The organism is Flavobacterium artemisiae, from assembly GCF_042678225.1.
Classification (GTDB): Bacteria; Bacteroidota; Bacteroidia; order Flavobacteriales; family Flavobacteriaceae; genus Flavobacterium; species Flavobacterium artemisiae.
Genome location: NZ_JBHUDZ010000018.1, coordinates 217,596 through 243,923, shown reverse-complemented (window position 1 = coordinate 243,923; position 26,328 = coordinate 217,596). Strand labels below are relative to the sequence as shown.

Here is a 26,328-nt window from a genome sequence, read left to right as displayed (position 1 = left end):
TTGTAACTTTGGAAACTTACACGCCAGAAAATGACATTATTCAAGGAAAAGTATAAAATTGATTCAAGTAGGCTTAAAGACTGGGACTATTCCAGCCAAGGTATATATTTTATTACAATAGTTACTCAAAACAGAAAATGCATTTTCGGCTCGATTGAAAATGATAAAATGATTCTGAATAAAAATGGACAGATAGTTGAGACAGAATTATTAAAATCGATTAAAATTCGAAAGAATTGGTTTTTTCATAATTGGGTAATAATGCCAAATCATGTCCATTTATTAATCGAAATTCAAGACATAGAAAATCACAACCCGTATATCGTAGAGACGCACAGCAGTGCGTCTGCACAAAGTTTGTCGACAACAGAGCACGGAATATCTATGGAGAATATCGCACGTGATGTCGATAAATCTGAAACAAAATTATCTCGAAAACCTAATTCTATTTCTTCATTTGTTGCTATATTTAAAGCTGTTACAACAAAAAAGATTAGTGAAACGGAATCGATTTGGCAATCAAATTATCATGATCATATTGTTCGTAATTATAAAAGATTTGAAATAATTTATAATTATATCAAAACTAATCCGCAATCTTGGGATAAAGATTCAATAAATTCTAAAGTTTAAATGAAATACATTCTTCTTCTTTTTACCGGTTTTATATTCGCACAACAAACTCAAAACGTTGATTTTAAATCTGTTTCGGGGCAATTATCATTAAATCCAAAAGAAAAATCTATTTCTGGTTTGGTCGATTATCAATTTGATGTTTTAAAAGAATGTGATACTATTTCGCTTGATGCAAAAAACATGGAATTTTCTAATGTGAAAATCAACGAAAAAGAGGTTATTTATCTCAATACTGCCAAACAGATAAAAATTGTATTTCCTTTTACAAAAGGGCAATATCACTTGACATTTAATTACACAGGAAAACCAAAACAAGCGCTGTATTTTGTTGATATTAAAAACACTGACGTTCAAATCTGGACGCAGGGGCAGGGAAGATACACAAGTAATTGGTTTCCTAGTTTTGATGATGTAAACGAAAAACTCATTTTTAATCTCGGAATTTCATATGACAAAGATTATGAAGTAGTTTCAAATGGCGTTTTAAAAGAAAAAACACCAAACGGAGATAAAATGCATTGGCAGTATCAAATGGAAAAACCAATGAGTTCTTATTTGCTAATGCTTGCCGTGGGAAAATATGAGAAGCGCGAATTTAAATCAAAATCTAAAATTCCTTTAGAATACTATTACGAATCAAAAGATGCAGATCGTTTTGAGCCGACTTATCGATATTCTAAGCGTATTTTTGATTTTCTTGAAAAAGAAATTGGCATAAAATATCCGTGGCAGATTAACAGGCAGATTCCAGTTCGTGATTTTCTTTATGCTGGAATGGAAAATACAACAACTACATTATTTACTACACGTTATGTTGTCGATTCAATTGGTTTTATAGATCGAAATTATACCAATGTCGATGCACACGAATTGGCGCATCATTGGTTTGGGGACTTAATCACGGCAGAAAGCAGCACCCATCATTGGCTTCAGGAAGGTTTTGCGACCTATTATGCATTGCTGGCCGAAAGAGAAATTTATGGAGAGGATTACTTTTATTCCAAATTATATGACACAGCGCAACAGATAAAATTTGCTTCGCGAACAGATACGATTCCTGTTTTAAATCCTAAAGCCAGTTCGCTTACTTTTTATGAAAAAGGTGCTTGGGCATTGTTTGTTCTTCATGAATCTATTGGTGATAAAGCGTTTAAAAAAGCTATAAAAAGTTATCTTACGAAATATGCTTATCAAAATGTAAACACACAGAATTTCTTTGACGAAATTAAAAAAGTATCCGATTTTGATTTGGATAAATTTCAAAAAACCTGGCTGGAATCGACTGCTTTTGATACTCCTACAGCAAATGCTTTGTTGAGTAAAAACAACACAATACAAAAACGTCTTGAAATTGATAAGCTTAAGAAAACACCGCTTGAAGAAAAGAAAGAAATTTTAAAGAAAACGTTAGAATCGGATGTTCATTTTTCTGTGAAAGAAGCTGTGGTAGATCAATTAGAAAATGAAAAATATGATGCTAAAAAAGCGCTTTTGCTTTTGGCTTTAGACATTAAAAGTCTTGAAGTTCGTCAGAATGTGGCTGAGACAATGACAAAGATTCCAGAAGATTTTAGAGTTAATTACGAAAGTTTGTTAGACGACAAATCGTATCAAACTCAAGAAATTGCTTTATATTGGCTTTGGAGAAATTTCCCTGCACATAGAAAAGAATATCTAGATAAATCGCAGAACTGGATTGGTTTTAACGATTTTAATCTTCGTACTTTATGGCTGTCGCTGGCTTTATCTACTCCAAATTATACACAAGAACCAGAAGCTTTAGTAAATGAACTTATCAGTTTTTCTTCCACAAAATATGAAGCCACTACAAGACAAAATGCATTAGAAAAACTCATTGCGTTTAAAATAATTAACGATCAGGTTTTGAGTAATTTAGTCGGAGCTACAACGCATCATATGTGGCAGTTTTCAAAGTTTGGAAGAGATACGATTCGACTTTTATTAAAAAATCCTGAAATGCGTGCTTCATTTGAAAGAATTTTAATTAATTTGACCCCCGATGAACAGTTTCAACTGAATCGACTTTTAAAAGAATAATTTGATTTTAAAATGTAGATTTTAGATTGAAAAAATGAGATTATAGAATTTAGAAATAGATTTATTGGAATCTAAAATCTACATTCTAAAATCTAAAAGAAAAAATAAAACCCCCAAATATAAATGAGAGCATTAGTTATTTCTGGCGGTGGCAGTAAAGGCGCATTTGCCGGCGGTGTTGCCCAGTATTTAATCGAAGAAAAAAGACATGAATACGATCTTTATCTAGGAACATCAACAGGAAGTCTTTTGATTCCGCATTTGGCTCTCGGACACATTAAAAAAATACATTCTGTATATACTAATGTTACAATGAGCAGCATTTTTAATATTTGTCCGTTTGTGGTCAAAAACAAAAATGGTGTTGATATTGTGACGATTAATCACTTCAATGTTATCAGACAATTTTTTAAGGGAAAAAGAACTTTTGGCGAAAGCAAAGGTTTGAAAAAATACATTCAGAATAATTTTTCGCTTTCCGATTTTAATAAATTGAAGAAACTCAAAACAGATGTTGTTGTTACCGTAACCAATTTTACTAAAAACGAATCCGAATACAAGTCTGTAAAAGACTGTACTTATGAAGAGTTTTGCGAATGGTCTTGGATTTCGAGTAATTATGTACCATTTATGAGTTTGGTAGAAAAAAATAATTCGGAGTATGGTGATGGAGGTTTTTCGAGCTTAGTCCCAATTCGTGAGGCAATCAATCGCGGTGCTACAGAAATTGATGTAATTGTTTTGGAAACAGAGGTAAATACGACGAAAACAGTTATTGGTAAAAATCCATTTTCACTAATGATAGACTTGTTTCGAATTGCTTTAGATCAAGTAGAAAAACACGATATTGCTATAGGAAAACTTATGGCAAACAATAAAGATGTCAAATTAAATTTATATTATACTCCTATAAAATTGACCGATAATGCGCTTATTTTTAATAAGGATGTAATGAAAGAATGGTGGGAACAAGGTTATGAATACGCTCAGAATAAATCTGAAGTGATGAGTGATAATAGAAAAATGTAGTAACAAATATTTTAATAAATGAAACAATATTACGGCATTTTCTTTTCGGTTATCTATGCACTGTTTTTTAGGTTTTTATCAGATTTTAATATAATCGAAATTAACTCATATGATTATTTTCTTGTCGTTCCAATTGTCTTAGGATATATTCCTTTTTTGTTTGATCAACAGACGTTTGTTAATAGCATTTATAAAACTTTCTTCTTTTCCTGGATTAGTTCTTTTTTGTTTTTATTAATTGCATTTATTTTTCATTTAGAAGATATAGGTTGTCTGATAATTTTAATTCCCACATACTTTATAGTTTCTCCTTTAGTAGGAATTATTATTCGTTCAATTTTGAAATATTCGAATAAAGAAAGAATTGGGAATTTGAAGAGCAATGGATTTCTTTTACTCATTATTCCAATAATTATAGGGAATATTGAGAAACGTATCGAGAAAAAAGAAACCCATTTTGTAGTCGAACAATCTGTAATAATAAATACTCCGAATAAGGTTATCTGGGGTAATTTATTTGCTGTTCCAGTTTTAACAAACTATATGAATAGTTCAGCATATAATTTTTTAGGTTTTCCAAACCCCGTAAGATCTGATTATAATCCTAAAACGAATGTAAGATTGGGATATTTTGACAACGGGATTATTCTGCACGAAAAAGTAATTGATCGGGAAGAATACAAAAAACTGTCTTTTGCTATTAATGTTCAAAAATCAAAACTTGATAATAGTCAGACATTTATGCATGTTATAAAAAAGGAGAGTATGATTTTTAATTCTATTACTTATAAATTACAAAGTATGAATGAATCAAAAACCAGATTAACACTTTTGTGTGATTATAAAGTTAGAACAAACATTCCCCTATATGGAGAATTTTGTTCTAAAAATATAATAGTTGATTTTGAGAGTAAACTCTTAAATGCTTTAAAGAAAAAAATTGAAAATTAGTACCAAAGATCAGCAACTTCAGTTTTAATAAAGCTTAAAGCAGCATTGCTTGGTGATTGTTTTTCTAATAAATCATTTAAAATAACTTCACGAAGCTTATCAGCGTTTTCAACTTTGTCACTCATAGCAGCTTTACGAATTACCTGAATAGTTGCATTTTTTGCAGTAGTAATAATCGTCCAGCATTCTTCTGAGATATAAATCTGCTGGGTTAAATTATGTTCAAATTCCTGCTCGATCTGGTCTATTAAGAAGTTTTCATAATCTTGTTTTGCAGGTGAAATAGGAGCAACTCTAATTAAAAGTTTTGTCAAATTAATACGTTCTAAAAAAAGAGTCATGCGCTCGTAAGCTTGCAAACGAATAGGAAGTGATTCTGAATGAGCTTGTTTGTTTAATAAAAAAGCACGTTTTCTGTCATTGTTTTTAATATGCAGTTCAAAAAAACGATACGCTACAACTCCAGTTACTAAAGCAGGTAGTGTATAGCTGGCAAGTTCAATTATTTTGTTAAAATCCATTTTATAATTTTTCAACAAAAATATACTTTTTGAGGAGAATTCCACTTTAAATTTATGCGAATAAACAAAAAGGAAGCTGTACTTTTGCGACTTGTTTTTATTGTGCCTAAAATATATTTTTAATGGATTCTTATATACTATTTTTTCTTTGTTTAGCGGCTTTTGCTGCCGGTTTTATAGATGCAATTGTTGGTGGCGGCGGTTTAATCCAGACTCCGATGGGATTAATTTTACTGCCAAATCTTCCTGTTTCAACAGTGATTGGAACTTTAAAAATACCGGCTTTTTCAGGAACGGCATTTGCAGCTTTTCAGTATTTGAAGAAAGTAGTAATTCAATGGAAATTGTTGATTATCATGATGTGTCTGGCGGTACCGTCAGCATTTTTGGGATCAACAATATTAACACTTGTGAGCAATGATTTTATGAAACCGCTTTTGCTGGTGGTTTTGTCGTTATTGTTTGTTTATACGTACGCAAAAAAGAATTTTGGACAACATGTTGCAAAAGATCATTCTGCAACGACACAAATAATTTACGCTGTTGTAATTAGTATTATCGTCGGATTTTATGACGGATTTATTGGTCCCGGAACGGGAAGCTTTTTTGTAGTTGCTTTTATAGCGCTTTTAGGTTTCGATTTTCTTCACGCTTCCGCGAATGCTAAAATGGTAAATCTGGCGACAAATTTTGGTTCGATTTGTTTGTTTATGATTAAAGGAAAAATTATTTGGACAATAGCAATCCCGATGGCAGTAAGCAATGGTCTTGGCGGATGGCTTGGCGCGAAATTGGCAATCAATAAAGGAAACGGTTTTATTCGAATTTTCTTTTTGGTAGTTGTGGTTGGTACTTTAATTCGATTTGCTTACGATGTGTTTTATAAATAGTTTTATAAACCATATAAGTCATATAAGTAATTATAAGTAGGATTTAAAATTTTTAAAATCATATAAGAATTCAAGCAGTGGAATAAATGAACTTATTTACTTGTATGGTTAATATTTAAAAAAGTCCAATTGTTTGACTCTAGCCCCGATTGAGGCGATATCCTCGCATCCCGATGATAATCGGGAGGAGAGATATAGCCGAAAGCGGGAAACCATGTTTAAAAAAATGCCTTTTGTCTGGCTTCTAGTTTTTAAAAAAACTTAGTATGTTAGAACCTTAGTAACTTAGGAACTTTCTTTTTTAATTCTTATTTTTGCATAAAAGGAGAAAATTTCATGCAAAAATATATTGACCAGCTCAACGAAGCGCAGAGGGCGCCTGTTTTAAAGAAAGACGGGCCAATGATTATTATAGCTGGTGCAGGTTCGGGAAAGACTAGGGTTTTAACTATTAGAATTGCTTATTTAATGCATCAAGGTGTTGATGCTTTTAATATTTTGTCGCTGACTTTTACCAATAAAGCAGCGCGTGAGATGAAGCACAGGATTTCGGATATTGTGGGTGCGTCTGAGGCTAAAAACCTATGGATGGGAACATTTCACTCAATATTCGCGCGTATCCTTCGTGCAGAATCGGATCATTTAGGATACCCTTCCAATTTTACTATTTATGATTCTCAGGATTCAGCGAGATTGATTTCTTCTATTATTAAAGAAATGCAGCTGGATCGTGATATTTATAAACCAAAGCAAATTTTAGGTCGTATATCAAGTTATAAAAATAGCTTGATTACGGTTAAAGCTTATTTTAATAATCCTGAATTGGTTGAAGCCGATGCAATGGCTAAACGACCAAGATTAGGAGAAATTTACCAACAGTATGTAGAACGCTGTTTTAAAGCCGGCGCAATGGATTTTGATGATTTGTTGTTGAAAACCAATGAATTATTAACACGTTTTCCAGAGGTTTTGGCCAAGTATCAAAACCGTTTCCGTTACATTCTGGTAGATGAGTACCAAGATACCAATCACTCTCAGTATTTGATTGTTAGGGCTTTGTCTGATAAATTTCAGAATATTTGTGTGGTTGGAGATGATGCGCAGAGTATTTATGCTTTCCGTGGAGCGAACATTAATAACATTTTGAATTTCCAGAAGGATTATGAAGGTGTAATAATGTTTAGATTGGAGCAAAATTACCGTTCAACCCGAAACATTGTTGAAGCGGCAAATACCGTAATGGAGCACAATAAAACCAAGCTGGATAAAGTAGTTTGGACGGCTAATGAATTTGGACCAAGAATTAAAGTTCACAGAAGTTTGACAGATGCAGAAGAAGGTCGTTTTGTAGCAAGCACTATTTTTGAACAAAAAATGCAAAACCAGCTTCATAACGGATCTTTTGCAATTTTATACCGTACCAATGCGCAGTCACGTGCGATGGAGGACGCTTTAAGAAAACGCGACATTCCGTATAGAATTTATGGAGGTTTGTCTTTCTATCAGCGTAAAGAAATTAAAGACGTTTTATGTTATCTGCGTTTGGTTCTGAATCCGAAAGACGAGGAAGCTTTGATTCGTGTGATTAATTATCCTGCACGTGGAATTGGAGACACAACCGTTGAAAAATTAACTATTGCAGCCAATCATTACAAACGTTCGATTTGGGAAGTAATGGTGAATATTGATAAAATTGACTTGAAACTGAATACGGGTACAAAAAACAAATTGAAAGATTTTGTAACCATGGTTCAGAGTTTTCAAGTAATAGATCAAAATCATGATGCTTTTTATGTAACAGATCACGTTGCAAAAAAGACAGGTTTGGTTCAGGAATTAAAGAAAGATGCTACGCCAGAGGGAATGGCAAAAATTCAGAATATAGAAGAACTTTTAAACGGTCTTAAAGATTTTATTGAAGGTCAAAAAGAAATCGACGGTGCAAGAGGTGCTCTTTCTGAATTTATGGAAGATGTTGCATTGGCCACCGATTTGGATAAAGATACAAATGATGATGATCGTGTCGCTTTAATGACCATTCACTTAGCAAAAGGATTGGAATTTCCGCACGTTTTTGTTGTCGGAATGGAGGAAGATTTATTTCCTTCTGCCATGAGTATGAGTACAAGAAGTGAATTGGAAGAGGAGAGACGATTGTTTTATGTGGCATTGACAAGAGCTGAACATCAGGCTTATTTAACTTATGCGCAATCTCGTTACCGATGGGGTAAATTGACAGATAGTGAACCTTCTCGTTTTATTGAAGATATTGCAGGGGAATATTTGGAATATCTTACGCCTTCTGAAACAAATTATCGTTACAAATCTCCTATTGATGGCGATATTTTTGGTGATGTAGATAAATCAAAATTAAGATTGAATAAACCAGTTGGAGGAACTCCACCAGTACATGTTACTAGTAATCAGCCAAGCCCGGATTTAAATATTCGAAAATTAAAACCTGTTTCTGGAAATGCTCCAAGCAGTGGTAATTCTAATCTATTTGACAGCAAACTGACTGTAGGGAATATTGTAATGCACGAACGTTTCGGAAAAGGTGAAGTGATTAATCTTGAAGGAGTAGGACCAGATAAAAAAGCCGAAATTAAATTTGAAGTCGGCGGCATTAAAAAGTTGTTATTAAGATTTGCTAAACTTGATGTAGTGGGATAAATGTAATTTTTGATGCGAAGTATTTCGTAACTTTAATTAACATGAAACTTGAAACAAATAAAACTTGAAACCAAACGATGGCAGAATTTATAAAAATATATCCCGATAAACCGAGTGAAGCAGCAATCGCAAAAGTGGTTAAAGTTTTACAGAATGGAGGTTTGGTAATTTATCCGACTGATACCGTTTATGGTTTAGGCTGCGATATTACAAACTCTAGAGCATTAGAAAAAATTGCTAAAATTAAAGGCGTGAAATTAGAAAAAGCTAATTTTTCTTTTATTTGTCATGATTTGAGTAATCTCTCAGATTATGTGCGTCAGATTGATACTTCTACTTTTAAGATTCTTAAAAGAGCGCTTCCTGGGCCTTATACATTTATTCTTCCAGGAAATAACAATCTCCCAAAAGAATTTAAGAAGAAAACAACCGTCGGAATTCGTGTTCCAGATAATAACATCATTTTAGAGATTGTACGTCAGTTAGGAAATCCTGTAGTTTCAACTTCTATTCGTGATGAAGATGATGTAATTGAGTATACAACTGATCCGGAATTAATATTCGAAAAATGGCAGAATCTTGTTGATTTAGTTATTGATGGAGGGTATGGAGACAACGTAGGTTCTACAATTATAGATTTGTCAGAACATGAGCCAGTTATTGTCAGAGAAGGAAAAGGAGATATTGACATTTTGTAAATAAATACTCTAATTGTGTAAATTTCTTAAAATATTTGCCTAACTTTATTAAAGTTAAAATTTAGTTAGTTAATTTACGATAATGCTATTCTTGATTTATATTTAATTGGTTATTAAAAAAATTAAGGATACATAAAAGCAGGTCATTAGACCTGCTTTTTCTGTTTTATAAGTATGTAAACAAGGATTATTTAGCTTGTTTTTTCATTTCTTTTTCAATCATATCATAGAATTGATCGATTTTTGGCATAACAACGATACGAGTTCTTCTGTTACGTGCTTTGTTTTCTGGAGTGTCATTTGCTACTAAAGGAACGTAAGAACTTCTACCAGCTGCAATTAATTTCGCAGGATTAACCCCTAAGTCATTAGATAATACACGAACAATAGATGTAGAACGTTTAACACTTAAATCCCAGTTGTCTAATAAAACACCATTACTTCTGTAAGGAACGTCATCTGTATGACCTTCAACCATACATTCGAAATCTGGTTTGTCGTTTACAACCTTAGCAACTTTTGCTAAAACAGATTTAGCTTTGTCACTTACGTCATAGCTTCCGCTTTTAAATAACAATTTATCAGCGATTGAGATAAATACAACTCCTTTTTCAACATTGATTTCGATGTCTGGATCGTTTATTCCAACTGCTCCTTTTAAACTTGTAACTAATGCTAGAGTAACACTGTCTTTTTTAGTTAAAGCATCTTGAAGTCTAGAAATTTTTAAATCTTTTTCTTTTAAACTTTCAAGAGATTTTTCAAGATTTTCAGCACCTTTAGTTGTTAGGATAGTTAAATCTTTAGAACTATTGATTAAGTCTTGATTATGTTGTTTGTAGCTGTCAGCAGTTGCTGCTAATCCAGCTTTTTCTTCTAAGCACGTGTTTAATTTTACAGTACAAGAGTTTAACAAATCTTGGATTTCTTTGTTTTTAGCTTCTAATGCAGCATATTCCTTTTTTGAAACACACGATGTTAAAGCCATTAATACTGATAGTGCGATAACTATTTTTCTCATAATTTAAATTTAATTAGACGTTGATTACAAATTTAGTTTTTAATATTTTGAATACTGTTAAAGATTTCTTTAAATCGCTTCATTTTCTTGATATAATAAAGGAAAACGATACTTTTTACGGTATAGTATTGCTGTATCTGAAAATCTTTTCGTTTTTTCAAATAGCTTAAAGATAAACAATAAAAAGAAAAATGAGCTTTTAAAATGGCAATGGTATGGCCTAATTTTCCCTGTATAAGAAAATGGATACCGGCAATACCGTCTAAAACCATTCTGAAGAAAATCACAAAAAACAATCCTCTTTTTGGCAGGTTTTTGACAAGCATTAACAAAGAATTTCTAAAATTCAGAAAAGTTTTCCTTGGATTTCCCTGTTGTAAAGTTGCTCCTCCAACATGATAAACTGTAGAAGCCGAATTATATTTTATAATGTGCCCCTCATTTGCAGCTCGCCAGCATAAATCTATTTCTTCTTGGTGTGCAAAAAAGCTTTCATCAAAACCGCCTAATTCACGATAGACATTTTTTCTGATAAAAAAACACGCACCAGAAGCCCAGAACAATTCACAATTGTCATCGTATTGACCATTGTCTTTTTCAACGGTATCAAAAATACGTCCTCGGCAAAACGGGAAGCCAAATTTATCAATAAAACCACCAGCTCCTCCAGCATATTCAAAATACTCTTTATTCTTAAAATCGAGTATTTTAGGCTGAATTATTGCCGTTTGTTTCTCATTATCAAAAGTTTCAATTATAGGTTTTAACCAATTTTCTGTAACTTCGATATCAGAATTTACCAATGCGTAAATTTCTGCGTCAATATGTTTTAAAGCATCATTGTAACCTTTTGCAAAGCCATGATTGCCCGAGTTTTCGACAATTTTAATTGTAGGGAAATTTTCCTTAACGAATGCAACAGAAGTATCTGTAGAGGCATTATCAGCAACGTATATTGTTGCTCCTTCTGAAAACTGAATAACAGATGGTAAAAACTGCTCCAGCAATTTTACCCCGTTCCAATTTAAAATGACAACTGCTATTTTATCCAAAAGTATTCTAATTATTAATTTTAATGGTTTTCTTTATAGTCAGGCAAGTTTCTCAAAAACTCATATTTTTCGTTTTCAAAATCCATTTGACAATAAAAATGGTTTAGTCCGTTTGTGACATTCAAAAACCGTGCCTGCATTGTCATATTATAACGTGCAATTTGATCAAAAGTTGCCTGAGAGATTTTAACTTCTGGTGCTTTGCATTCTACTAATATATGTATACTGCCATCTGAATTAAAGACCACTACATCATATCGTTTACGTAATCCGTTGACAGTTAAGACTTTCTCTACGTTTATTAACGATTTTGGATATTTTTTTTCATGCATCAGATAATGAACTACGTGCTGGCGAACCCATTCTTCAGGAGTAAGAATTATAAATTTTTTCCTGATTTCGTCAAAAATAGACACTTTATTTTCGCTATTTTTGAATCGGAAAGCGTAGACGGGGAAATTAAGTTTAAGCATAAAGCAAAAATATAAAAATGGTTTCAGGTTTCAAGTTTAAAGTTTCAAGATGTTGAAACGATAAACTTGAAACCTAAAACTTGAAACAAAATTTTAATGGACGAAGTAATAAAAATCGTTAACGATATAAAAGCCGGAAATATTAAACCGATTTACTTTTTAATGGGGGAAGAACCTTATTATATAGATAAGTTATCGGAATATATTGAAGAGAATGTTTTAGCCGAGGAAGAAAAAGGATTCAATCAAACCGTTTTGTACGGAAGAGATGTTTCTGTTGATGATATTGTTTCAACGGCCAAGCGCTATCCGATGATGGCTGATCGTCAGGTTGTTATTGTGAAAGAAGCGCAAGATTTGTCTCGAACAATTGATAAAATTGAATCGTATGTAAACAATCCGATGGAGACTACTGTTCTAGTTTTTTGTTACAAATATAAAACGCTGGATAAACGTAAAAAGGTTACCAAAGTGCTGGCTCAAAAAGGTGTCGTTTTTGAAAGTAAAAAATTATACGAAAATCAGGTTGGAGATTGGATTAAGCGTATTCTTGCAGGAAAGAAATATACAATTGACCCAAAAGCAAACGCCATGCTGGTAGAGTTTTTAGGAACAGATTTGAGTAAAATCAATAATGAATTGGAAAAACTTCAAATTATTCTGCCGCAAGGAACCATGATTACGCCGAACCACATTGAAGAAAATATAGGTTTCAGTAAAGATTATAATGTTTTTGAATTAAGAAAAGCAATTGGAGAACGTAATCAATTGAAAGCCTATAAAATTGCAGAAAATTTTGCCCATAATCCAAAAGAATACCCGCTTGTAATGACCACAGGATTAGTTTTTGGTTTTTTTGTACAACTTCTTAAATATCATGGATTAAAAGATAAAAATCCAAAAAACGTTGCGGCGGCTATTGGAGTAAATCCGTACTTTTTAAAAGAATATGATTTGGCTGTAAAAAACTACCCGATGCGTAAAGTGAGTCAGATTGTGGGAGCTCTTCGGGATATAGATATAAAAAGTAAGGGTGTGGGAGCCAACGCATTACCACAAGCTGATTTGCTAAAAGAAATGCTCTACAAAATATTTAATTAAATAGCCAAAAATTCACGATATTTGCATTTCGCAAAAAATTGAACACTAAAAATATTACGCAATTATGGGAATGAATAAAAATACCGTTTTAGGATGGGCTACTTTTATAATGGTACTTATGGGATTTTTACTAATAGGTCTTGGTGCTTTTAGATACAGTGAAGTTTCTGGATGGGGTTTTGCAGCAGCAGGAGTTGGTTTTTTAGCTAATGCTTGGGTTTTTAATGCTTTAAAAGGAAGAGTTTAATTCAATTTCATTAAAAAATAAATAATAATAAAATTTAAAACATAAAAAATGTCAGACGATAAGAAAGTAATTTTCTCAATGCAAAAATTGAGTAAAACCTATCAGGGAGCAGACAAACCAGTACTTAAAAATATTTACTTAAGTTTCTTCTATGGAGCTAAGATTGGTATTTTAGGTCTTAACGGTTCAGGAAAATCTTCTCTTTTAAAAATTATTGCAGGTGTAGATAAAAACTATCAAGGAGATGTAGTTTTTCAGCCAGGATATACAGTAGGTTATTTAGAGCAGGAACCAATTCTTGATGATTCTAAAACAGTTATCGAAATTGTCCGCGAAGGAGCTGCAGAAACTATGGCAGTTTTAGAAGAATACAATCAAATCAATGATTTATTTGGTCTTGAAGAAAATTATTCTGATCCAGATAAAATGGATAAATTGATGGATCGTCAAGCAGCATTACAAGATAAAATTGATGCGCTTGGAGCTTGGGAAATCGATACAAAATTAGAAATCGCAATGGATGCGCTTCGTACTCCAGACGGAGATACGCCAATTAAAAACCTTTCTGGTGGAGAGCGTCGTCGTGTAGCTTTATGTCGTTTGTTATTGCAGCAACCAGATGTATTGCTTTTAGATGAGCCTACCAACCACCTTGATGCTGAGTCTGTACTTTGGTTAGAGCAGCATTTAGCACAATACGCAGGAACGGTAATTGCAGTAACGCACGACCGTTATTTCCTTGATAATGTGGCTGGTTGGATTCTTGAGTTGGATAGAGGAGAAGGTATTCCATGGAAAGGAAATTATTCTTCTTGGTTAGATCAAAAATCAAACCGTATGGCTCAGGAAGAAAAAGTAGCTTCTAAACGTAGAAAAACCTTAGAGCGTGAGCTAGAATGGGTTCGTCAAGGAGCAAAAGGCCGTCAGACAAAACAAAAAGCACGTTTACAGAACTACGATAAATTGTTAAATGAAGATCAAAAACAATTAGATGAAAATCTAGAGATCTACATTCCGAATGGTCCGCGTTTAGGAACAAATGTTATTGAAGCTAAAAATGTTGCGAAAGCTTTTGGTGAAAAATTATTGTATGATAATTTGAACTTCACGTTGCCACAAGCCGGAATTGTTGGAATTATTGGACCAAATGGTGCTGGTAAATCGACTATTTTCAAAATGATTATGGGCGAGCAGGCTACGGATAGTGGAGAATTTTCTGTTGGAGAAACAGTTAAAATCGCTTACGTAGATCAGTCGCACTCTAACATTGATCCTAATAAATCAATCTGGGAAAATTTCGCAGACGGTCAGGAATTGATTATGATGGGAGGAAAACAAGTAAACTCTAGAGCTTACTTATCTCGTTTTAACTTTGGCGGCGGCGAGCAAAACAAAAAAGTTTCAATGCTTTCTGGTGGAGAGCGTAACAGACTTCACTTGGCAATGACTTTGAAAGAAGAAGGAAACGTTCTTTTACTGGATGAGCCTACGAATGACCTTGACGTTAATACACTTCGTGCTCTTGAAGAAGGCTTGGAGAATTTTGCCGGTTGTGCCGTAATTATTTCGCACGACAGATGGTTTTTAGATAGAATTTGTACGCACATTCTAGCTTTTGAAGGAGATTCTGAAGTTTATTTCTTCGAAGGAAGTTTTACAGATTATGAAGAAAATAAAAAGAAACGTCTTGGTGGTGATTTAACTCCAAAACGTTTGAAATACAGAAAATTGATTAGATAATATTTTAATTTTCAAATTTTTAAAATCCCAAATTCCAAATTTATCGGAGTTTGGGATTTTTTGTTTTATTTTTACTGCGTTTAGTTTGTCATTTCGACGAAGGAGAAATCTCCACGAGAAGCTCGACAAAGATTGGGCATATGGCAACGGAGTTTCTTGCGAAGATTTCTCCTTCGTCTAAATGACAATATTGCGCAAATTGAAGTTTTGCTTTAATTTATAAATTTTTAAAATCCCAAACTCCAATACATTTGGAATTTGGGATTTTTATTTGGATTTGAATTGTTTATATAAAGTAAACCCGACAGGTTTTTAAAATCTGTCGGGTTTGAATTCAATAGATTTTAATTTGGAGTTCTCAGTTTGGAATTCTAAAGAAATTTAGCTTTCAATTCCGGAGTTGGAATCATGCAGCTTTCTTTTTTGCCATACCAATTGTATCTATTTTTTGCTACATAATCATAAATTCTATCACTGATGAAAATAGGTATTATTCTGAAGATCAAAAGCGACTTCCAAAGACCTCCAAAATCTCTTGCAATTTCTATTACGGCAGAGGATTTGTAAAAATAAGCGACGCCTGGATTAAACAAAATGATGCTGTCCATTTTTGCAAAACTGATTCCAAGATGTTTGCAAATTGAAATTCCTAATTCAGACTGCAGCGCTACAAATCTAAAAATATCTTTTTTATCGTGTTTGATAATAAATTGAACAGCAGAATCACAGAGATTGCAGACTCCGTCAAAAAGAATTATTTTTTTATTTAATGGTAAATCAATCATTACTCTTGTAAAGTTTTGAAATTTAATAAATTGATGTTTTAATGTAGATAGTAGCAATGCCTAATAAAGCAATAATGATAAAAGATATAAAAGTTAATTTAATTAACTCCTTGCACAAAACATACCTTTCGTACAGATCAATCATTTTTAAATCATCTAAATCTTTATCATTAAATTGATAGATGTCAACAATTAATCCTTTGTTATAACTGCTAAAGCTGCCTGAACCAGATACATGTTTAGTAAATAACCCAGAATTTTTTATTTTGAGATCGCGACTAAAGTCCATTAATTTGTTAAAAAAGTTAAATGCAAATACAGGAAATGTAGGTACAGCAAAAATAATTGGAGCAAAATTTTTTAAAGGTTTTGGAAAAAACAAAAGCCAAACTACGCTAATAAAAAGAATAGTATAAAAGTATATAAGTATTCTTAATTTATTCATTTTGCTTTTTTTATTAATTTCCAAAGTTTACTATCTTTTTAAATGTATCTTTTTATAAGTTAAAAAGTGCACATTATGATCATTATGTTTTTCTATTAAAAATCAAAAAAATATAAATTTTACTAATCAAAAAAGGCTTTCATAAATTGTTTTTAAAGCGATTTAAAAAATTGTTGATCTTTATTTGCGTCAAACTAAATATCATTTCTTAAAACGCGTTATTTTAATTTTGCACTTTCTAACCTTGTTTTTGTCCGAAAAATAGTAACTGCGACTGAAAATTATTTTTTTACCGCTTCCACCAATTCCAATTCCTCCAAACTTACTTTTGATGTAAAAATTCCATAATTTACTGTTGCTTTATTTTTTTCTATGGAATCGATGCTACCAACAGATCTTCCGTCAAGCATTCGTACTCGGTCACCAACTTTTAAAATGGGTTTTGGTTTTTCTACAACAGGCTTAAGTTTCTTTTCTTTTTTCTCTTTTCGAATTTCTTCAACTTTTACAGTAACTTCGGCAATAATTTCTTTTTGCTTTTCAACTTTTGCTTTTACTTCTTTCGGAGTTGCTTTTTTGCGTTTTGAATTTTCGATCTCAACAATTTTCAAAAATTCCCCAATCAGTTCTTTTTTGTTTTTGTTGTTGAAATATTTCTCAGCAATATCATCAATCTTTTGTCCGATATAAATAATTTTCTGATTGCTGTCGTATAATTCCTGATAGCTTTCTAATTTTTGCTGGATTTTTGTATTGATGTTTTCCATCTTTTTACTTTCCTCACGAGCACGTGTTTCTTCTTCTTTTAAATTCAAAGAAGTTTTTTCTAGCTTGGAACGTTCTTTTTGAAGCGTTGCGATGGTCTTATCAAAGCGCACTTTTCCAACTTCGATTTTCTTTTTCGCACGATTAATCAATCCAAACGGAATTCCGTTTTTTTGTGCGACTTCAAAAGTAAAAGAACTTCCTGCCTGACCCAAAGCCAGTTTGTACATTGGTTCCAGAGATTTTTCATCGAACATCATATTCGCATTTGTTGCGAATGGAAGCTCATTCGCTAAAATCTTTAAATTGGAATAATGCGTAGTGATAATTCCGAAAGCTTCACGATGATAAAATTCTTCCAAGAAAATTTCAGCTAAAGCGCCTCCCAATTCTGGATCGGAACCCGTACCGAATTCATCAATTAAAAACATGGTTTTGTTGTTGCATTTCTTCAAGAAATAATTCATGTTTTTAAGACGATACGAATAAGTACTTAGGTGATTTTCAATAGATTGATTATCTCCAATATCCGTTAATATTCTATCAAATAAGAAAGTTTCACTTCTTTCATGTACTGGAATTAAAATTCCAGATTGAAGCATCAATTGTAATAACCCAACTGTTTTTAACGAAATAGTTTTTCCTCCAGCATTTGGACCAGAAATTACAATAATTCTATTTTCTTGTTTAAGTTCAATAGTTTGCGGATAAGTAACTTCCTTTTTTTGTTTGTTGTTTAAATACAAAATAGGATGATAGGCTTCTCTGAAAAATAATCTTCTCTCTTCTGTAATTGTTGGAAGAATTCCGTTGATGCGATTAGCGTATTTTGCTTTTCCGGCAACAACGTCAACGTCACTCAAAAAGTCCTGATATTCAATTAACAACGAAAGATATGGACGAATTACATTAGATAGATTCTTTAAGATTCTCGTAATTTCTTCTTTCTCTTCGTATTCTAAATTGGCTAACTCTCTAGAGTATTTTAAAGTTGCTTCTGGTTCAATGTAAGCAATACTTCCAGTTTTAGAGCTTCCTAAAATAGAGCCTTTTACCTTACGGCGATACATAGCTAAGACCGCCAAAACCCTGCGGTTTTGTACAAAACTTTCTTTAATATCGTCCAGATATCCTAAACCATTATACTGAGTTAAAGCTACACCAAAACTTTGATTCACTTTACCGCGAACCAAATTCATATTTTGACGAATCCCTGCTAAAGCAGGAGAAGCATTGTCTTTTATTTCTCCGTATTTATCGACAATAGCATCGATCGAAGTTATAATGTCTTTAGTCAATTCTACGCGAGAAGCTCTTGCATTTAGATTAGGGTAATAATCATCGAACTTTTTTAGGAAATTCAATAAGACATTTACCGTTGAAGAAAGATTAGCAATTTTTCTAAAACTTCCTACTTCAAGGAAACTATCTTCGATTGCTAAAAACTTAATTTCGTGAGTTATGGCATCAAATCCGTGATTCGGAATGGCGTTATTATTTTGAAAAGAAGATACATATTCTGATGTCTGCATCAGGGATTGCATTAATTCTTCTTTGTTTCTAAATGGTTTTATTTGTAAAGCTTTTTCTTTTCCAATGTCGGTGTTGCAGCCATCTGAAATGGTTTCTAGAACTGTTGGAAATTGTAAGTCTTGTAATGTTTTTTCTGTAATACTGATCATTTAATTTCTTTATGAAAGCAAAAAACAAAAGTACGAAAACAATATGATTGAAATCTATAACTATTGCCTAATTTTATGATTAAGTAAATATGATTTTAGGTAATTATTTCTGAAATTCGCATAAAAAAAATTATGGACGTAAAAATGCATTCTTCTTGGAAACCAGTTTTGAACGAAGAATTCGAAAAACCATATTTCAAGGAATTAATAGATTTCGTAAAATCTGAATATACTGCTAAGGTTTGTTATCCAAAAGGGAGCCAGATTTTTTCGGCTTTTGACCATTGTCATTTTGATCAGGTAAAAGTGGTGATTATAGGGCAGGATCCTTATCATGGTCCAAATCAAGCAAATGGTTTGTGTTTTTCTGTGAATGATGGAATTCCGTTTCCGCCGTCTCTTCAAAATATTTTTAAAGAAGTAGAAACAGATTTGAATAAACCTTTACCGAAAACAGGAAATTTGGAGCGTTGGGCAGATCAGGGAGTTTTTCTTTTAAATGCTACTTTGACAGTTAGACAATCTGAAGCGGGAAGTCACCAAGGAAAAGGCTGGGAAAAATTTACAGACGCCGTAATCAAGAAAATTTCTGAAGAATCTGAAAACGTGGTTTTTTTACTTTGGGGTGGTTTTGCTCAGAAAAAATCTGCTTTAATTGATGCTAAAAAACATCATATTTTAAAATCAGGACATCCTTCGCCATTAAGTGCAAATAGAGGTTTTTGGTTTGGAAATAAACATTTTAGCCAAACAAATGATTTCTTGAAATCGAAAGGTTTACAAGAAATTGAGTGGTAACTTTTTTAAGTTACAAAGTTTCAGAGGGGCAAAGGGGCAAAGGGACGAACTTTGTGTCTTTTGAGATAAATAGAATTTAATTCAGTTTTGTCATTTCGACCGAAGGGAGAAATCACACAAGAGACTCGACATAGATTGTTGAAATTTCTGTTCTTGTACGTGTGTGATTTCTCCCTTCGGTCGAAATGATAAAAAATTATTTTTTTACAATTTCTTCTAAAACAGCTTTATTCTCGTAGTTCACTACTTTTAGAATAATCTCCTGATTTTTTACTGTTTTTCCTTCAATGATATATAATTTTCCTCCTTTTGTTGGAACATTACTTTGGTCAAAATCGACATCTCCGTAAGTTAAAGTATTTTTGACATCTGCAGTATCAACCCATTTTTCATTTAGAGTTTGAACGGCTTTAGGAGAATATTGAAAAGGTTTTGTTCTAAGATTGTTTAAAACTCTGGCGTTTGGGAAATAATTACATCTTGTATCTTTTCCGATAAAAAATCCTGATACAATAAAACATCCCATTATGAGACCAATCAAATAATATGCAAAACGGTGTACGAACTTCATGAAATAAATTTTTTGCAAAGGTACATTAATCTTACCTTAAAATACAAGTAAATTAATGTCGTTATCAGGAAGATCAAACCAATCGCCAATAGCTTTATTTGTTAAGATTCCGTGGTATAAATAAATTCCGTTTTTTAGACCTTTATTGCATCTGATAGCGCTTTCGATACCGCCGTCTTCTGCAATTTGGTGAAGATAAGGGGTTAAAATATTACTGATTGATAACGAAGCCGTTTTAGAATATCTAGACGGAATATTTGGTACGCAATAATGTAAAACGTTACTTTTTATAAAAGTTGGTTTTTCGTGAGTTGTAACTTCTGAAGTTTCAAAACAACCGCCTGTATCGATACTAACATCAACAATCACGGCGCCTTTTTTCATGTGCTCAACCATTGTTTCTGTCACGATAATCGGACAGCGTTCTTTTCCTCGCATCGCGCCAATCGCTACATCGCAACGGCGTAAAGCTTTTAGTAATCCTTTTTGCTGTACAGTGGAAGTGAAAATTCTTTGGCTTAAATTATTTTGTAAGCGACGCAATTTTGTAATAGAATTATCAAAAACTTTTACGTTTGCACCAAGACCAATTGCAGTTTTAGCGGCAAATTCACCAACAGTTCCAGCTCCAAGAATGACAACTTCGGTAGGGGGAACGCCAGTAATATTTCCAAACAAAAGTCCTTTTCCGAATTCATTTGTAATCATTAATTCGGCAGCGATTAAGATAGAAGCTGTTCCTGCAATTTCGCTAAGCGATTTTACAGCAGGATAAGAACCGTCTTCATCTTTAATATATTCAAAAGCAAGTGCTGTGATTTTTTTCTGAGCTAAAGCTTCAAAATAAGATTTCTTTTTTGTTTTTAGCTGAATAGCAGAAATAATTACTGTTTCTGGATTTATCATTTCGATTTCTGCAAGAGTCGGTGGTTCTACTTTTAATAGAAACGGACAGCCAAAAACTCTTTTGGTATCTTTAGTAATTTCTGCTCCGGCATCACTGTATTCTTTGTCTGTGTAACTCGAACTTTCTCCTGCTCCAGATTCGATCATTACGCGATGTCCTGCGTATGTTAACGAATTTACGGCGTCTGGAGTCAAACAAATACGACGTTCTTGATAACTAGTTTCCTTCGGAATCCCAATGAAAAGTTCTCTTTTAAAACGGCCGACTTCAAGTTTTTCTTCTTGTGGCAGCAATTGTTGCTTTGTAAATGGAGTTAAGGTAATTGACATGGGATGCTTAAAAAATTAAGAATACAAATTACGTAAAAAGTTTTAAAATTAGTGCAAATTTTCTGCTAATACTAGAACAATATTAGGTTAATATTTTCTCCATTTTTATATCGGCTCTTTCATAAACTCCATCTTCTAACGGAATCTCAATAAAACCAAATTTTTTATACAAATGAATTGCTGGAAGTAATCTGGTATTTGAATATAAAAACAGTCTTTTAATATTGTTTTCTTTAGCAAATTCAATGCAAAAATCTAGAAATTTGTTTCCTATTCCGAGTCCTTGTGCTTTATCTGAAACAGCCATTTTGCTTAATTCAAAAGTTTCATTATCGGCTTTTAAAAGAGAAAAAGTTCCTAAAATTTCATCGTTGTATTTTGCATAGAAAATAAAACCACCTCTATCAATAATTTCTTCCTGCGGATTTGAAAGTGTTAGTTCGTCTTTTCTTCCACTTTGAAATATTTTTCGAGCCAAGCTTTATTCAGAATTTTTATGTGATCTTTTAAGTCTTCAGAAAATGGAATTATTTCTACATAATTATTCTTCGTCATCGTCATATTCAGTTTTATTTCTTTTCCAATGTCAATTTATTACTATTACTTCAATTGAAATTGTAGAATATTTGTAGGATTTAATTATTTGTATTTTATATCTCGGGTAGTATAACTTGAAATTTCTTTCTTATTATCAATTACCCTTTTTTTAGTTCTTTTAATCCAATTTCCTTGTTTATCATATTTGTATTCAAATATTATTACGACTTTGTTTTTAGATAGTGGCCAAAACATTTTCGTTATATCATTGAATTCATTTCTTTCAATAATAAAATTAGGATTATAAGATTCTGATTTTTCTAATATTATTTCTCCTAAATAATTGTAAACTTTATAAACATAAGTGTTGGCGATGTAATTATAATCTGCAGTTTCTTTTGACTGAATCTCATTATCTGAACTTAAGTTGGTTATTTTGATTGGGGAATGGAGGGAATCTTCTTCGACAATTATTTTTGTGCGCAATTTTGAATTTATATCTAAAAGGTAAAGTAGTTTTAAATTTTTATCTTTTTCAAATTTAATATGTGAAAAATCATTTCGAACTGACTTATTATAAAAAGAAACTTTTTGTTCCTTTATATTCTTTTCCTTATCCAAATAGTATTCAAATATAGATTTTAGTTCATCATTTTTAAATAATTTACCGCTAACTATTGTATCTGAATTATATGTGAAAATCCATTTATTTATATATGTTTCACTCTTAAGGTAGTTTGTTTCGTTAACAATTATATTGTTAATGTTGTTTTCTTTTGTTTTATAAAAATCATCTGTATCCGGTTTATTCATTAATTCTGAAGGAATTGATGTCTGCGATAAAACAAAAGAAGTCTTCAGTATAAAAATAAATTGAAAAAGGTTCCTTAATTTCATTAGTCTAATGTCAATTTTCTTTTTCCATCTTCCAACAATTCAATAGAAATTGTAGAATGTTCTTCAGGAATTAGATTTTCAATTTTTTCTGACCATTCTATAAAACACCAATTTCCAGAATACAAATAATCATCAACCCCCATATCTAAAGCTTCTGTTTCTTGTTTAATTCTGTAAAAATCAAAATGATAGACTTTTTTACCGTCAGGGATTTGATATTCATTTACTAAAGAAAAAGTGGGACTGCTTGTGGCATCCGTAACTCCAAGTGTTTTACACAATTGCTTGATCAAAGTAGTTTTACCAACACCCATTTCACCATTAAAAAGTATGATTTTTTTAGGATTTGAAGCTAAAATTTGTTCTGCAACTTCTTGAATTTGATCTAAAGTAAAAATGATGTTCATTGTTGAGTTTATTTTTGCCACGAATTTCACAAATTTTCACGAATTAAAATATAATTTTTAAGTTAAAAATGAATTAGTGAAAATTTGTGAAATTCGTGGCGATATTTTATTTAGGATTAAATACCAAAAACGGAATAATCATTTCCTCTAATGAAATTCCTCCGTGTTGATAGGTATTTTTATAGTAACTTACGTAATGATTATAGTTGTTTACGTATGCCAGAAAGAAATCATTTTTGGCAAATATAAACGAACTGCTCATATTTATTGCGGGTAAGCCAATCGTTTTAGGCTCTTTTACAACATAAACATCTTTTTGTTCGTATGTCAAACTACGACCTGTTTTGTAACGTAAATTTAGACTTGTATTTTTATCTCCAACGACTTTAGATGGATTTTTTACATTTATAGTTCCGTGATCGGTTGTCAAAATTAATTTAAAACCTAACAACTGTGCCTGCTGAATAATTTCTAATAATGGAGAGTTTTTAAACCAGCTTAAAGTTAAAGAACGATACGCTTTATCGTCAGAAGCTAATTCTTTTACAACTTCCATTTCTGTTTTTGCGTGCGAAAGCATATCTACAAAGTTGTAAACTACTGTAACAAGATCATTTCCTTTTAAAGCTTTGAAGTTTTCGGCTAGTTTTTTTCCGCCAGCGTAATTTGTGATTTTAAAATAATCTTCCTTGATATTTAGTCCCAAACGCTTTAATTGTGCAGATAAAAACTCAGCTTCATAAAGGTTTTTTCCACCGTCTTCAACATCGTTTTTCCAATATTCAGGATGTTTTTTTTCCATTTCCAAAGGCATTAATCCGGAGAAAATAGAGTTTCTAGCATATTGTGTAGCGGTTGGAAGAATAGAGTAGTACGGAACTTCTTTTTCTAATTTATAATAGTTGGAAATTACAGTTTCAAAAGATTTCCATTGATCGTAACGTAAGTTATCAATCACAACAAAAAGAATTGGTTTGTCTTTCTTTTTAATTTCAGGAACAACTAATTCTTTAAATAATGTATTCGACATAATTGGCTTTTCCGCTTTTGGATCAAACCAATCTTCGTAATTACGCTCTATATATTTTCCGAATTGCGAATTGGCTTCGACCTTTTGAGATTCCAAAATTTCGATCATCGCGGTATCGTTAATATCTTCAAGTTTTAATTCCCAAAAAATAAGCTTTTTGTATAATTCGATCCAATCTTCATAAGAATTGACCATTGCCAATTCCATTGATATTTTTCTAAATTCTTTCTGATAATCTAAAGTCGTTTTTTCAGTAATTAATCTAGAATCATCAAGGTTTTTCTTTAAACTTAAAAGAATCTGATTCGGATTTACGGGTTTAATCAAATAATCGGCGATTTTAGAACCAATCGCTTCTTCCATAATATATTCTTCTTCACTTTTGGTAATCATAATCATCGGAATGGCTGATTTTTTTTCTTTCATTTCAGAAAGAGTTTCCAAACCGCTCATTCCAGGCATATTTTCGTCCAAAAAGACAATGTCAAAATTATCTTCTTCAAACAAAGCAATAGCATCCAGACCGTTGTTGCAAGTAGTAACGGCGTAATTTTTCTTTTCGAGAAATAATATGTGTGGCTTTAAAAGATCGATCTCATCATCGACCCAAAGTATTTTTATCTTATCCATAAACAAATTTAATTTTACTGCAATTTAAAGCTATAGAACTTAAAAAGTATTAAAAATAGTATAAAATTATCAAAGATAAATCACGAATTTCAGCAGAATTTTTAGTTTCAGAGGTGCAGTTTATTGATTATCATCATACTTCGATACTTGATTTTTAAATTAAAAACTCCCAACACTTTATGGTTATTTACTTATATTTGTTGACCTAAAAAATAACCACAGAGTGAGTCAAATCAATAAGTTAAAAATATTCAACGATCCTATATACGGCTTTATAACAATTCCGAACGAGCTGATTTATGATTTAATTCAGCATCCTTATTTTCAGCGTTTACGTCGTATTTCGCAAATGGGATTGTCCTATTTAGTATATCCAGGTGCAAATCATACCCGTTTTCATCATGCATTAGGCTGCATGCATTTAATGCAGAAAACAATTAATACACTTCGTTTTAAGGAAGTTGTGATTTCGCCAGAAGAAGAAAATGCATTATTGATCGCTATTTTATTGCACGATATCGGTCACGGACCATTTTCACACGCTATGGAAAGAAGCATTGTTGAAGATGTGCATCATGAAGCAATTTCATTATTATTTATGAATCAGCTTAATGAAGAATTTGATGGAAGACTGAGTTTGGCGATTCAGGTTTTTAAAGGTGAATATCATAGAAAATTCATGCTCCAATTGATTTCAAGTCAATTGGATATGGATAGAATGGATTATTTGAAACGTGATAGTTTTTACACTGGAGTTGCAGAAGGAAATGTAAATTCTGAACGTTTGATTCAGATGATGAATGTTGTAGACGATGTTTTGGTAATTGAAGAAAAAGGAATTTATTCTGTAGAGAAATTCCTTTTATCAAGACGATTGATGTATTGGCAGGCGTATCTTCATAAAACAAGTCTGGTTGCCGAGTTGATTTTGATGAAAGTTTTAAAAAGAGCCAAAGAATTGACTTTAAAAGGAGTTAATCTTCCTTGCAGTGAACCGCTTTCCTATTTTATGCATAATAAAATTTCTCTAGAAGATTTTGATGCTCAAAATTTAGATTTGTTTTCGCAATTGGATGATTTTGATATTATCAGCGCCTTAAAAGCTTGGCAGAGACAAGATGATTTTGTTTTAAGGACTTTGAGTAAAATGATCATTAACAGAGATTTACTTAAAATAAAAATGAGTGCCGAGAAAGTTTCTGCGGAAGAATCTCAGGCATTGAAAGAAGAATTTGCCGAAGAACATAAAATTTCGCAATTAGAAGCTGGATATTTTATTTTTAGAGGAAAAATAAAGAATCAGGCCTATAGTAAAGAAGCTGAACCGATACGAATTTTGAAAAAAGATAAAACAATTGAGGATGTTGTTGAAGCATCTGATCAGCTGAACCTGAAATCTTTATCTAAATTGGTAACAAAATATTACATCTGTTTTCCAAAACAACTTATCTAAAA

General features: G+C 32.1%; 25 protein-coding genes. 12 read left to right on the top strand and 13 right to left on the bottom strand.

All coding sequences use genetic code 11. From position 1 onward, the window contains the following. Positions 1–30: 30 nt before the first annotated feature. The 4 genes from ACFSC2_RS20800 to ACFSC2_RS20785 all read left to right on the top strand — a co-directional run bounded on the left by ACFSC2_RS20800 (position 31) and on the right by ACFSC2_RS20785 (position 4,674). Positions 31–633, top strand: a complete 603-nt coding sequence (locus ACFSC2_RS20800; protein WP_379812955.1) for a transposase — start codon at positions 31–33, stop codon at positions 631–633. Further along, positions 634–2,694, top strand: a complete 2,061-nt coding sequence (locus ACFSC2_RS20795; RefSeq protein WP_379812953.1) for a M1 family metallopeptidase — start codon at positions 634–636, stop codon at positions 2,692–2,694. A 123-nt stretch (positions 2,695–2,817) separates the two neighbouring features. Next, on the top strand, positions 2,818–3,723 hold the full coding sequence (locus tag ACFSC2_RS20790; protein ID WP_193845590.1) for a patatin-like phospholipase family protein: 906 nt from the start codon (positions 2,818–2,820) through the stop codon (positions 3,721–3,723). A gap of 18 nt (positions 3,724–3,741) precedes the next feature. Then, on the top strand, positions 3,742–4,674 hold the full coding sequence (locus ACFSC2_RS20785) for a hypothetical protein (protein WP_379812951.1): 933 nt from the start codon (positions 3,742–3,744) through the stop codon (positions 4,672–4,674). Here the strand turns inward: ACFSC2_RS20785 and ACFSC2_RS20780 are convergent. Further along, the gene (locus ACFSC2_RS20780) at positions 4,671–5,195 is read right to left on the bottom strand and encodes a DUF7935 family protein (protein WP_379812950.1); all 525 of its coding nucleotides are present in this window, start codon (positions 5,193–5,195) and stop codon (positions 4,671–4,673) included. The two genes, ACFSC2_RS20785 and ACFSC2_RS20780, sit on opposite strands and share 4 nt — an antisense overlap. Positions 5,196–5,317: 122 nt before the next feature. Here ACFSC2_RS20780 and ACFSC2_RS20775 point away from each other — a divergent pair, with 122 nt between their 5' ends. The 3 genes from ACFSC2_RS20775 to ACFSC2_RS20765 all read left to right on the top strand — a co-directional run bounded on the left by ACFSC2_RS20775 (position 5,318) and on the right by ACFSC2_RS20765 (position 9,456). Then, complete coding sequence (locus ACFSC2_RS20775) at positions 5,318–6,085, top strand: sulfite exporter TauE/SafE family protein (RefSeq protein WP_379812948.1); 768 nt, start codon at positions 5,318–5,320, stop codon at positions 6,083–6,085. Between the two features lie 336 nt (positions 6,086–6,421). Next, the gene (locus tag ACFSC2_RS20770; protein ID WP_379812946.1) at positions 6,422–8,758 is read left to right on the top strand and encodes an ATP-dependent helicase; all 2,337 of its coding nucleotides are present in this window, start codon (positions 6,422–6,424) and stop codon (positions 8,756–8,758) included. Positions 8,759–8,835: 77 nt separating this feature from the next. Next, positions 8,836–9,456, top strand: a complete 621-nt coding sequence (locus ACFSC2_RS20765) for an L-threonylcarbamoyladenylate synthase (RefSeq protein ID WP_127340013.1) — start codon at positions 8,836–8,838, stop codon at positions 9,454–9,456. Positions 9,457–9,643: 187 nt separating this feature from the next. Here the strand turns inward: ACFSC2_RS20765 and ACFSC2_RS20760 are convergent, their stop codons facing one another. Genes ACFSC2_RS20760 through ACFSC2_RS20750 form a run of 3 tightly spaced genes read right to left on the bottom strand, consistent with a single transcriptional unit; the run spans position 9,644 to position 12,002 of the window. Further along, the gene (locus tag ACFSC2_RS20760) at positions 9,644–10,477 is read right to left on the bottom strand and encodes an OmpA/MotB family protein (protein ID WP_379812945.1); all 834 of its coding nucleotides are present in this window, start codon (positions 10,475–10,477) and stop codon (positions 9,644–9,646) included. Between the two features lie 32 nt (positions 10,478–10,509). Further along, positions 10,510–11,529 (bottom strand): glycosyltransferase, encoded by a 1,020-nt coding sequence (locus ACFSC2_RS20755; RefSeq protein ID WP_379812943.1) that lies wholly within the window; start codon positions 11,527–11,529, stop codon positions 10,510–10,512. A 20-nt stretch (positions 11,530–11,549) separates the two neighbouring features. Further along, positions 11,550–12,002 (bottom strand): type I restriction enzyme HsdR N-terminal domain-containing protein, encoded by a 453-nt coding sequence (locus ACFSC2_RS20750; RefSeq protein ID WP_379812942.1) that lies wholly within the window; start codon positions 12,000–12,002, stop codon positions 11,550–11,552. A 96-nt stretch (positions 12,003–12,098) separates the two neighbouring features. Between ACFSC2_RS20750 and holA the strand changes: the two genes are divergently transcribed. The 3 genes from holA (at position 12,099) to ettA (ending at position 15,090) form a co-directional block, all read left to right on the top strand. Next, positions 12,099–13,103, top strand: coding sequence for a DNA polymerase III subunit delta (holA, locus tag ACFSC2_RS20745; protein WP_379812940.1), 1,005 nt, complete (start codon positions 12,099–12,101; stop codon positions 13,101–13,103). Between the two features lie 64 nt (positions 13,104–13,167). Next, the gene (locus ACFSC2_RS20740; protein WP_379812938.1) at positions 13,168–13,350 is read left to right on the top strand and encodes a CAL67264 family membrane protein; all 183 of its coding nucleotides are present in this window, start codon (positions 13,168–13,170) and stop codon (positions 13,348–13,350) included. A gap of 48 nt (positions 13,351–13,398) precedes the next feature. Continuing rightward, positions 13,399–15,090: an energy-dependent translational throttle protein EttA gene (gene ettA, locus ACFSC2_RS20735; RefSeq protein WP_379812937.1), complete on the top strand. Its 1,692-nt coding sequence runs from the start codon at positions 13,399–13,401 to the stop codon at positions 15,088–15,090. Between the two features lie 371 nt (positions 15,091–15,461). Here the strand turns inward: ettA and ACFSC2_RS20730 are convergent, their stop codons facing one another. The 3 genes from ACFSC2_RS20730 to ACFSC2_RS20720 all read right to left on the bottom strand — a co-directional run bounded on the left by ACFSC2_RS20730 (position 15,462) and on the right by ACFSC2_RS20720 (position 18,767). Next, complete coding sequence (locus ACFSC2_RS20730) at positions 15,462–15,875, bottom strand: thiol-disulfide oxidoreductase DCC family protein (protein WP_379812935.1); 414 nt, start codon at positions 15,873–15,875, stop codon at positions 15,462–15,464. Between the two features lie 22 nt (positions 15,876–15,897). Continuing rightward, on the bottom strand, positions 15,898–16,320 hold the full coding sequence (locus ACFSC2_RS20725) for a hypothetical protein (protein WP_379812933.1): 423 nt from the start codon (positions 16,318–16,320) through the stop codon (positions 15,898–15,900). A gap of 281 nt (positions 16,321–16,601) precedes the next feature. Further along, complete coding sequence (locus ACFSC2_RS20720; protein WP_379812932.1) at positions 16,602–18,767, bottom strand: endonuclease MutS2; 2,166 nt, start codon at positions 18,765–18,767, stop codon at positions 16,602–16,604. 132 nt (positions 18,768–18,899) lie between these two features. On the opposite strand from ACFSC2_RS20720, the gene ACFSC2_RS20715 reads away from it, so the two are divergent. Then, complete coding sequence (locus ACFSC2_RS20715) at positions 18,900–19,565, top strand: uracil-DNA glycosylase (RefSeq protein WP_379812930.1); 666 nt, start codon at positions 18,900–18,902, stop codon at positions 19,563–19,565. 196 nt (positions 19,566–19,761) lie between these two features. Here ACFSC2_RS20715 and ACFSC2_RS20710 read toward each other — a convergent pair whose 3' ends face one another. The 6 genes from ACFSC2_RS20710 to porX all read right to left on the bottom strand — a co-directional run bounded on the left by ACFSC2_RS20710 (position 19,762) and on the right by porX (position 24,873). Further along, positions 19,762–20,136 carry a DUF4258 domain-containing protein gene (locus tag ACFSC2_RS20710; protein ID WP_379812928.1) on the bottom strand — a complete coding sequence of 125 codons (375 nt, stop codon included), beginning with the start codon at positions 20,134–20,136 and terminating at the stop codon, positions 19,762–19,764. Positions 20,137–20,172: 36 nt separating this feature from the next. Next, positions 20,173–21,372 carry an alanine dehydrogenase gene (locus ACFSC2_RS20705; protein ID WP_379812926.1) on the bottom strand — a complete coding sequence of 400 codons (1,200 nt, stop codon included), beginning with the start codon at positions 21,370–21,372 and terminating at the stop codon, positions 20,173–20,175. Positions 21,373–21,454: 82 nt separating this feature from the next. Continuing rightward, entirely contained in the window at positions 21,455–21,850 is a 396-nt protein-coding gene (locus tag ACFSC2_RS20700) for a GNAT family N-acetyltransferase (RefSeq protein WP_379812924.1), read from the bottom strand. Between the two features lie 161 nt (positions 21,851–22,011). Continuing rightward, on the bottom strand, positions 22,012–22,722 hold the full coding sequence (locus ACFSC2_RS20695; RefSeq protein WP_379812922.1) for a hypothetical protein: 711 nt from the start codon (positions 22,720–22,722) through the stop codon (positions 22,012–22,014). Between the two features lie 83 nt (positions 22,723–22,805). Next, positions 22,806–23,213, bottom strand: a complete 408-nt coding sequence (gene tsaE, locus ACFSC2_RS20690; RefSeq protein WP_379812921.1) for a tRNA (adenosine(37)-N6)-threonylcarbamoyltransferase complex ATPase subunit type 1 TsaE — start codon at positions 23,211–23,213, stop codon at positions 22,806–22,808. Between the two features lie 106 nt (positions 23,214–23,319). Beyond that, complete coding sequence (gene porX / locus ACFSC2_RS20685; protein WP_379812919.1) at positions 23,320–24,873, bottom strand: T9SS response regulator signal transducer PorX; 1,554 nt, start codon at positions 24,871–24,873, stop codon at positions 23,320–23,322. Positions 24,874–25,096: 223 nt separating this feature from the next. Between porX and ACFSC2_RS20680 the strand changes: the two genes are divergently transcribed. Further along, positions 25,097–26,326, top strand: coding sequence for an HD domain-containing protein (locus ACFSC2_RS20680; RefSeq protein WP_379812918.1), 1,230 nt, complete (start codon positions 25,097–25,099; stop codon positions 26,324–26,326). The last annotated feature ends 2 nt before the right edge of the window (positions 26,327–26,328 follow it).

Bases quoted from the DNA above. Each gene is read 5' to 3' on its own strand.
- ACFSC2_RS20795 (WP_379812953.1), top strand. From the start codon at position 634: ATGAAATACATTCTTCTTCTTTTTACCGGTTTTATATTCGCACAACAA.
- ACFSC2_RS20790 (WP_193845590.1), top strand. From the start codon at position 2,818: ATGAGAGCATTAGTTATTTCTGGCGGTGGCAGTAAAGGCGCATTTGCC.
- ettA (WP_379812937.1), top strand. From the start codon at position 13,399: ATGTCAGACGATAAGAAAGTAATTTTCTCAATGCAAAAATTGAGTAAA.
- ACFSC2_RS20770 (WP_379812946.1), top strand. From the start codon at position 6,422: ATGCAAAAATATATTGACCAGCTCAACGAAGCGCAGAGGGCGCCTGTT.
- ACFSC2_RS20785 (WP_379812951.1), top strand. From the start codon at position 3,742: ATGAAACAATATTACGGCATTTTCTTTTCGGTTATCTATGCACTGTTT.
- ACFSC2_RS20740 (WP_379812938.1), top strand. From the start codon at position 13,168: ATGGGAATGAATAAAAATACCGTTTTAGGATGGGCTACTTTTATAATG.
- ACFSC2_RS20710 (WP_379812928.1), bottom strand. From the start codon at position 20,136: ATGAAGTTCGTACACCGTTTTGCATATTATTTGATTGGTCTCATAATG.
- ACFSC2_RS20775 (WP_379812948.1), top strand. From the start codon at position 5,318: ATGGATTCTTATATACTATTTTTTCTTTGTTTAGCGGCTTTTGCTGCC.
- ACFSC2_RS20705 (WP_379812926.1), bottom strand. From the start codon at position 21,372: ATGTCAATTACCTTAACTCCATTTACAAAGCAACAATTGCTGCCACAA.
- ACFSC2_RS20800 (WP_379812955.1), top strand. From the start codon at position 31: ATGACATTATTCAAGGAAAAGTATAAAATTGATTCAAGTAGGCTTAAA.
- porX (WP_379812919.1), bottom strand. From the start codon at position 24,873: ATGGATAAGATAAAAATACTTTGGGTCGATGATGAGATCGATCTTTTA.
- ACFSC2_RS20720 (WP_379812932.1), bottom strand. From the start codon at position 18,767: ATGATCAGTATTACAGAAAAAACATTACAAGACTTACAATTTCCAACA.
- holA (WP_379812940.1), top strand. From the start codon at position 12,099: ATGGACGAAGTAATAAAAATCGTTAACGATATAAAAGCCGGAAATATT.
- ACFSC2_RS20765 (WP_127340013.1), top strand. From the start codon at position 8,836: ATGGCAGAATTTATAAAAATATATCCCGATAAACCGAGTGAAGCAGCA.
- ACFSC2_RS20725 (WP_379812933.1), bottom strand. From the start codon at position 16,320: ATGAATAAATTAAGAATACTTATATACTTTTATACTATTCTTTTTATT.
- ACFSC2_RS20760 (WP_379812945.1), bottom strand. From the start codon at position 10,477: ATGAGAAAAATAGTTATCGCACTATCAGTATTAATGGCTTTAACATCG.
- ACFSC2_RS20730 (WP_379812935.1), bottom strand. From the start codon at position 15,875: ATGATTGATTTACCATTAAATAAAAAAATAATTCTTTTTGACGGAGTC.
- ACFSC2_RS20780 (WP_379812950.1), bottom strand. From the start codon at position 5,195: ATGGATTTTAACAAAATAATTGAACTTGCCAGCTATACACTACCTGCT.
- tsaE (WP_379812921.1), bottom strand. From the start codon at position 23,213: ATGAACATCATTTTTACTTTAGATCAAATTCAAGAAGTTGCAGAACAA.
- ACFSC2_RS20695 (WP_379812922.1), bottom strand. From the start codon at position 22,722: ATGAATAAACCGGATACAGATGATTTTTATAAAACAAAAGAAAACAAC.
- ACFSC2_RS20715 (WP_379812930.1), top strand. From the start codon at position 18,900: ATGGACGTAAAAATGCATTCTTCTTGGAAACCAGTTTTGAACGAAGAA.
- ACFSC2_RS20750 (WP_379812942.1), bottom strand. From the start codon at position 12,002: ATGCTTAAACTTAATTTCCCCGTCTACGCTTTCCGATTCAAAAATAGC.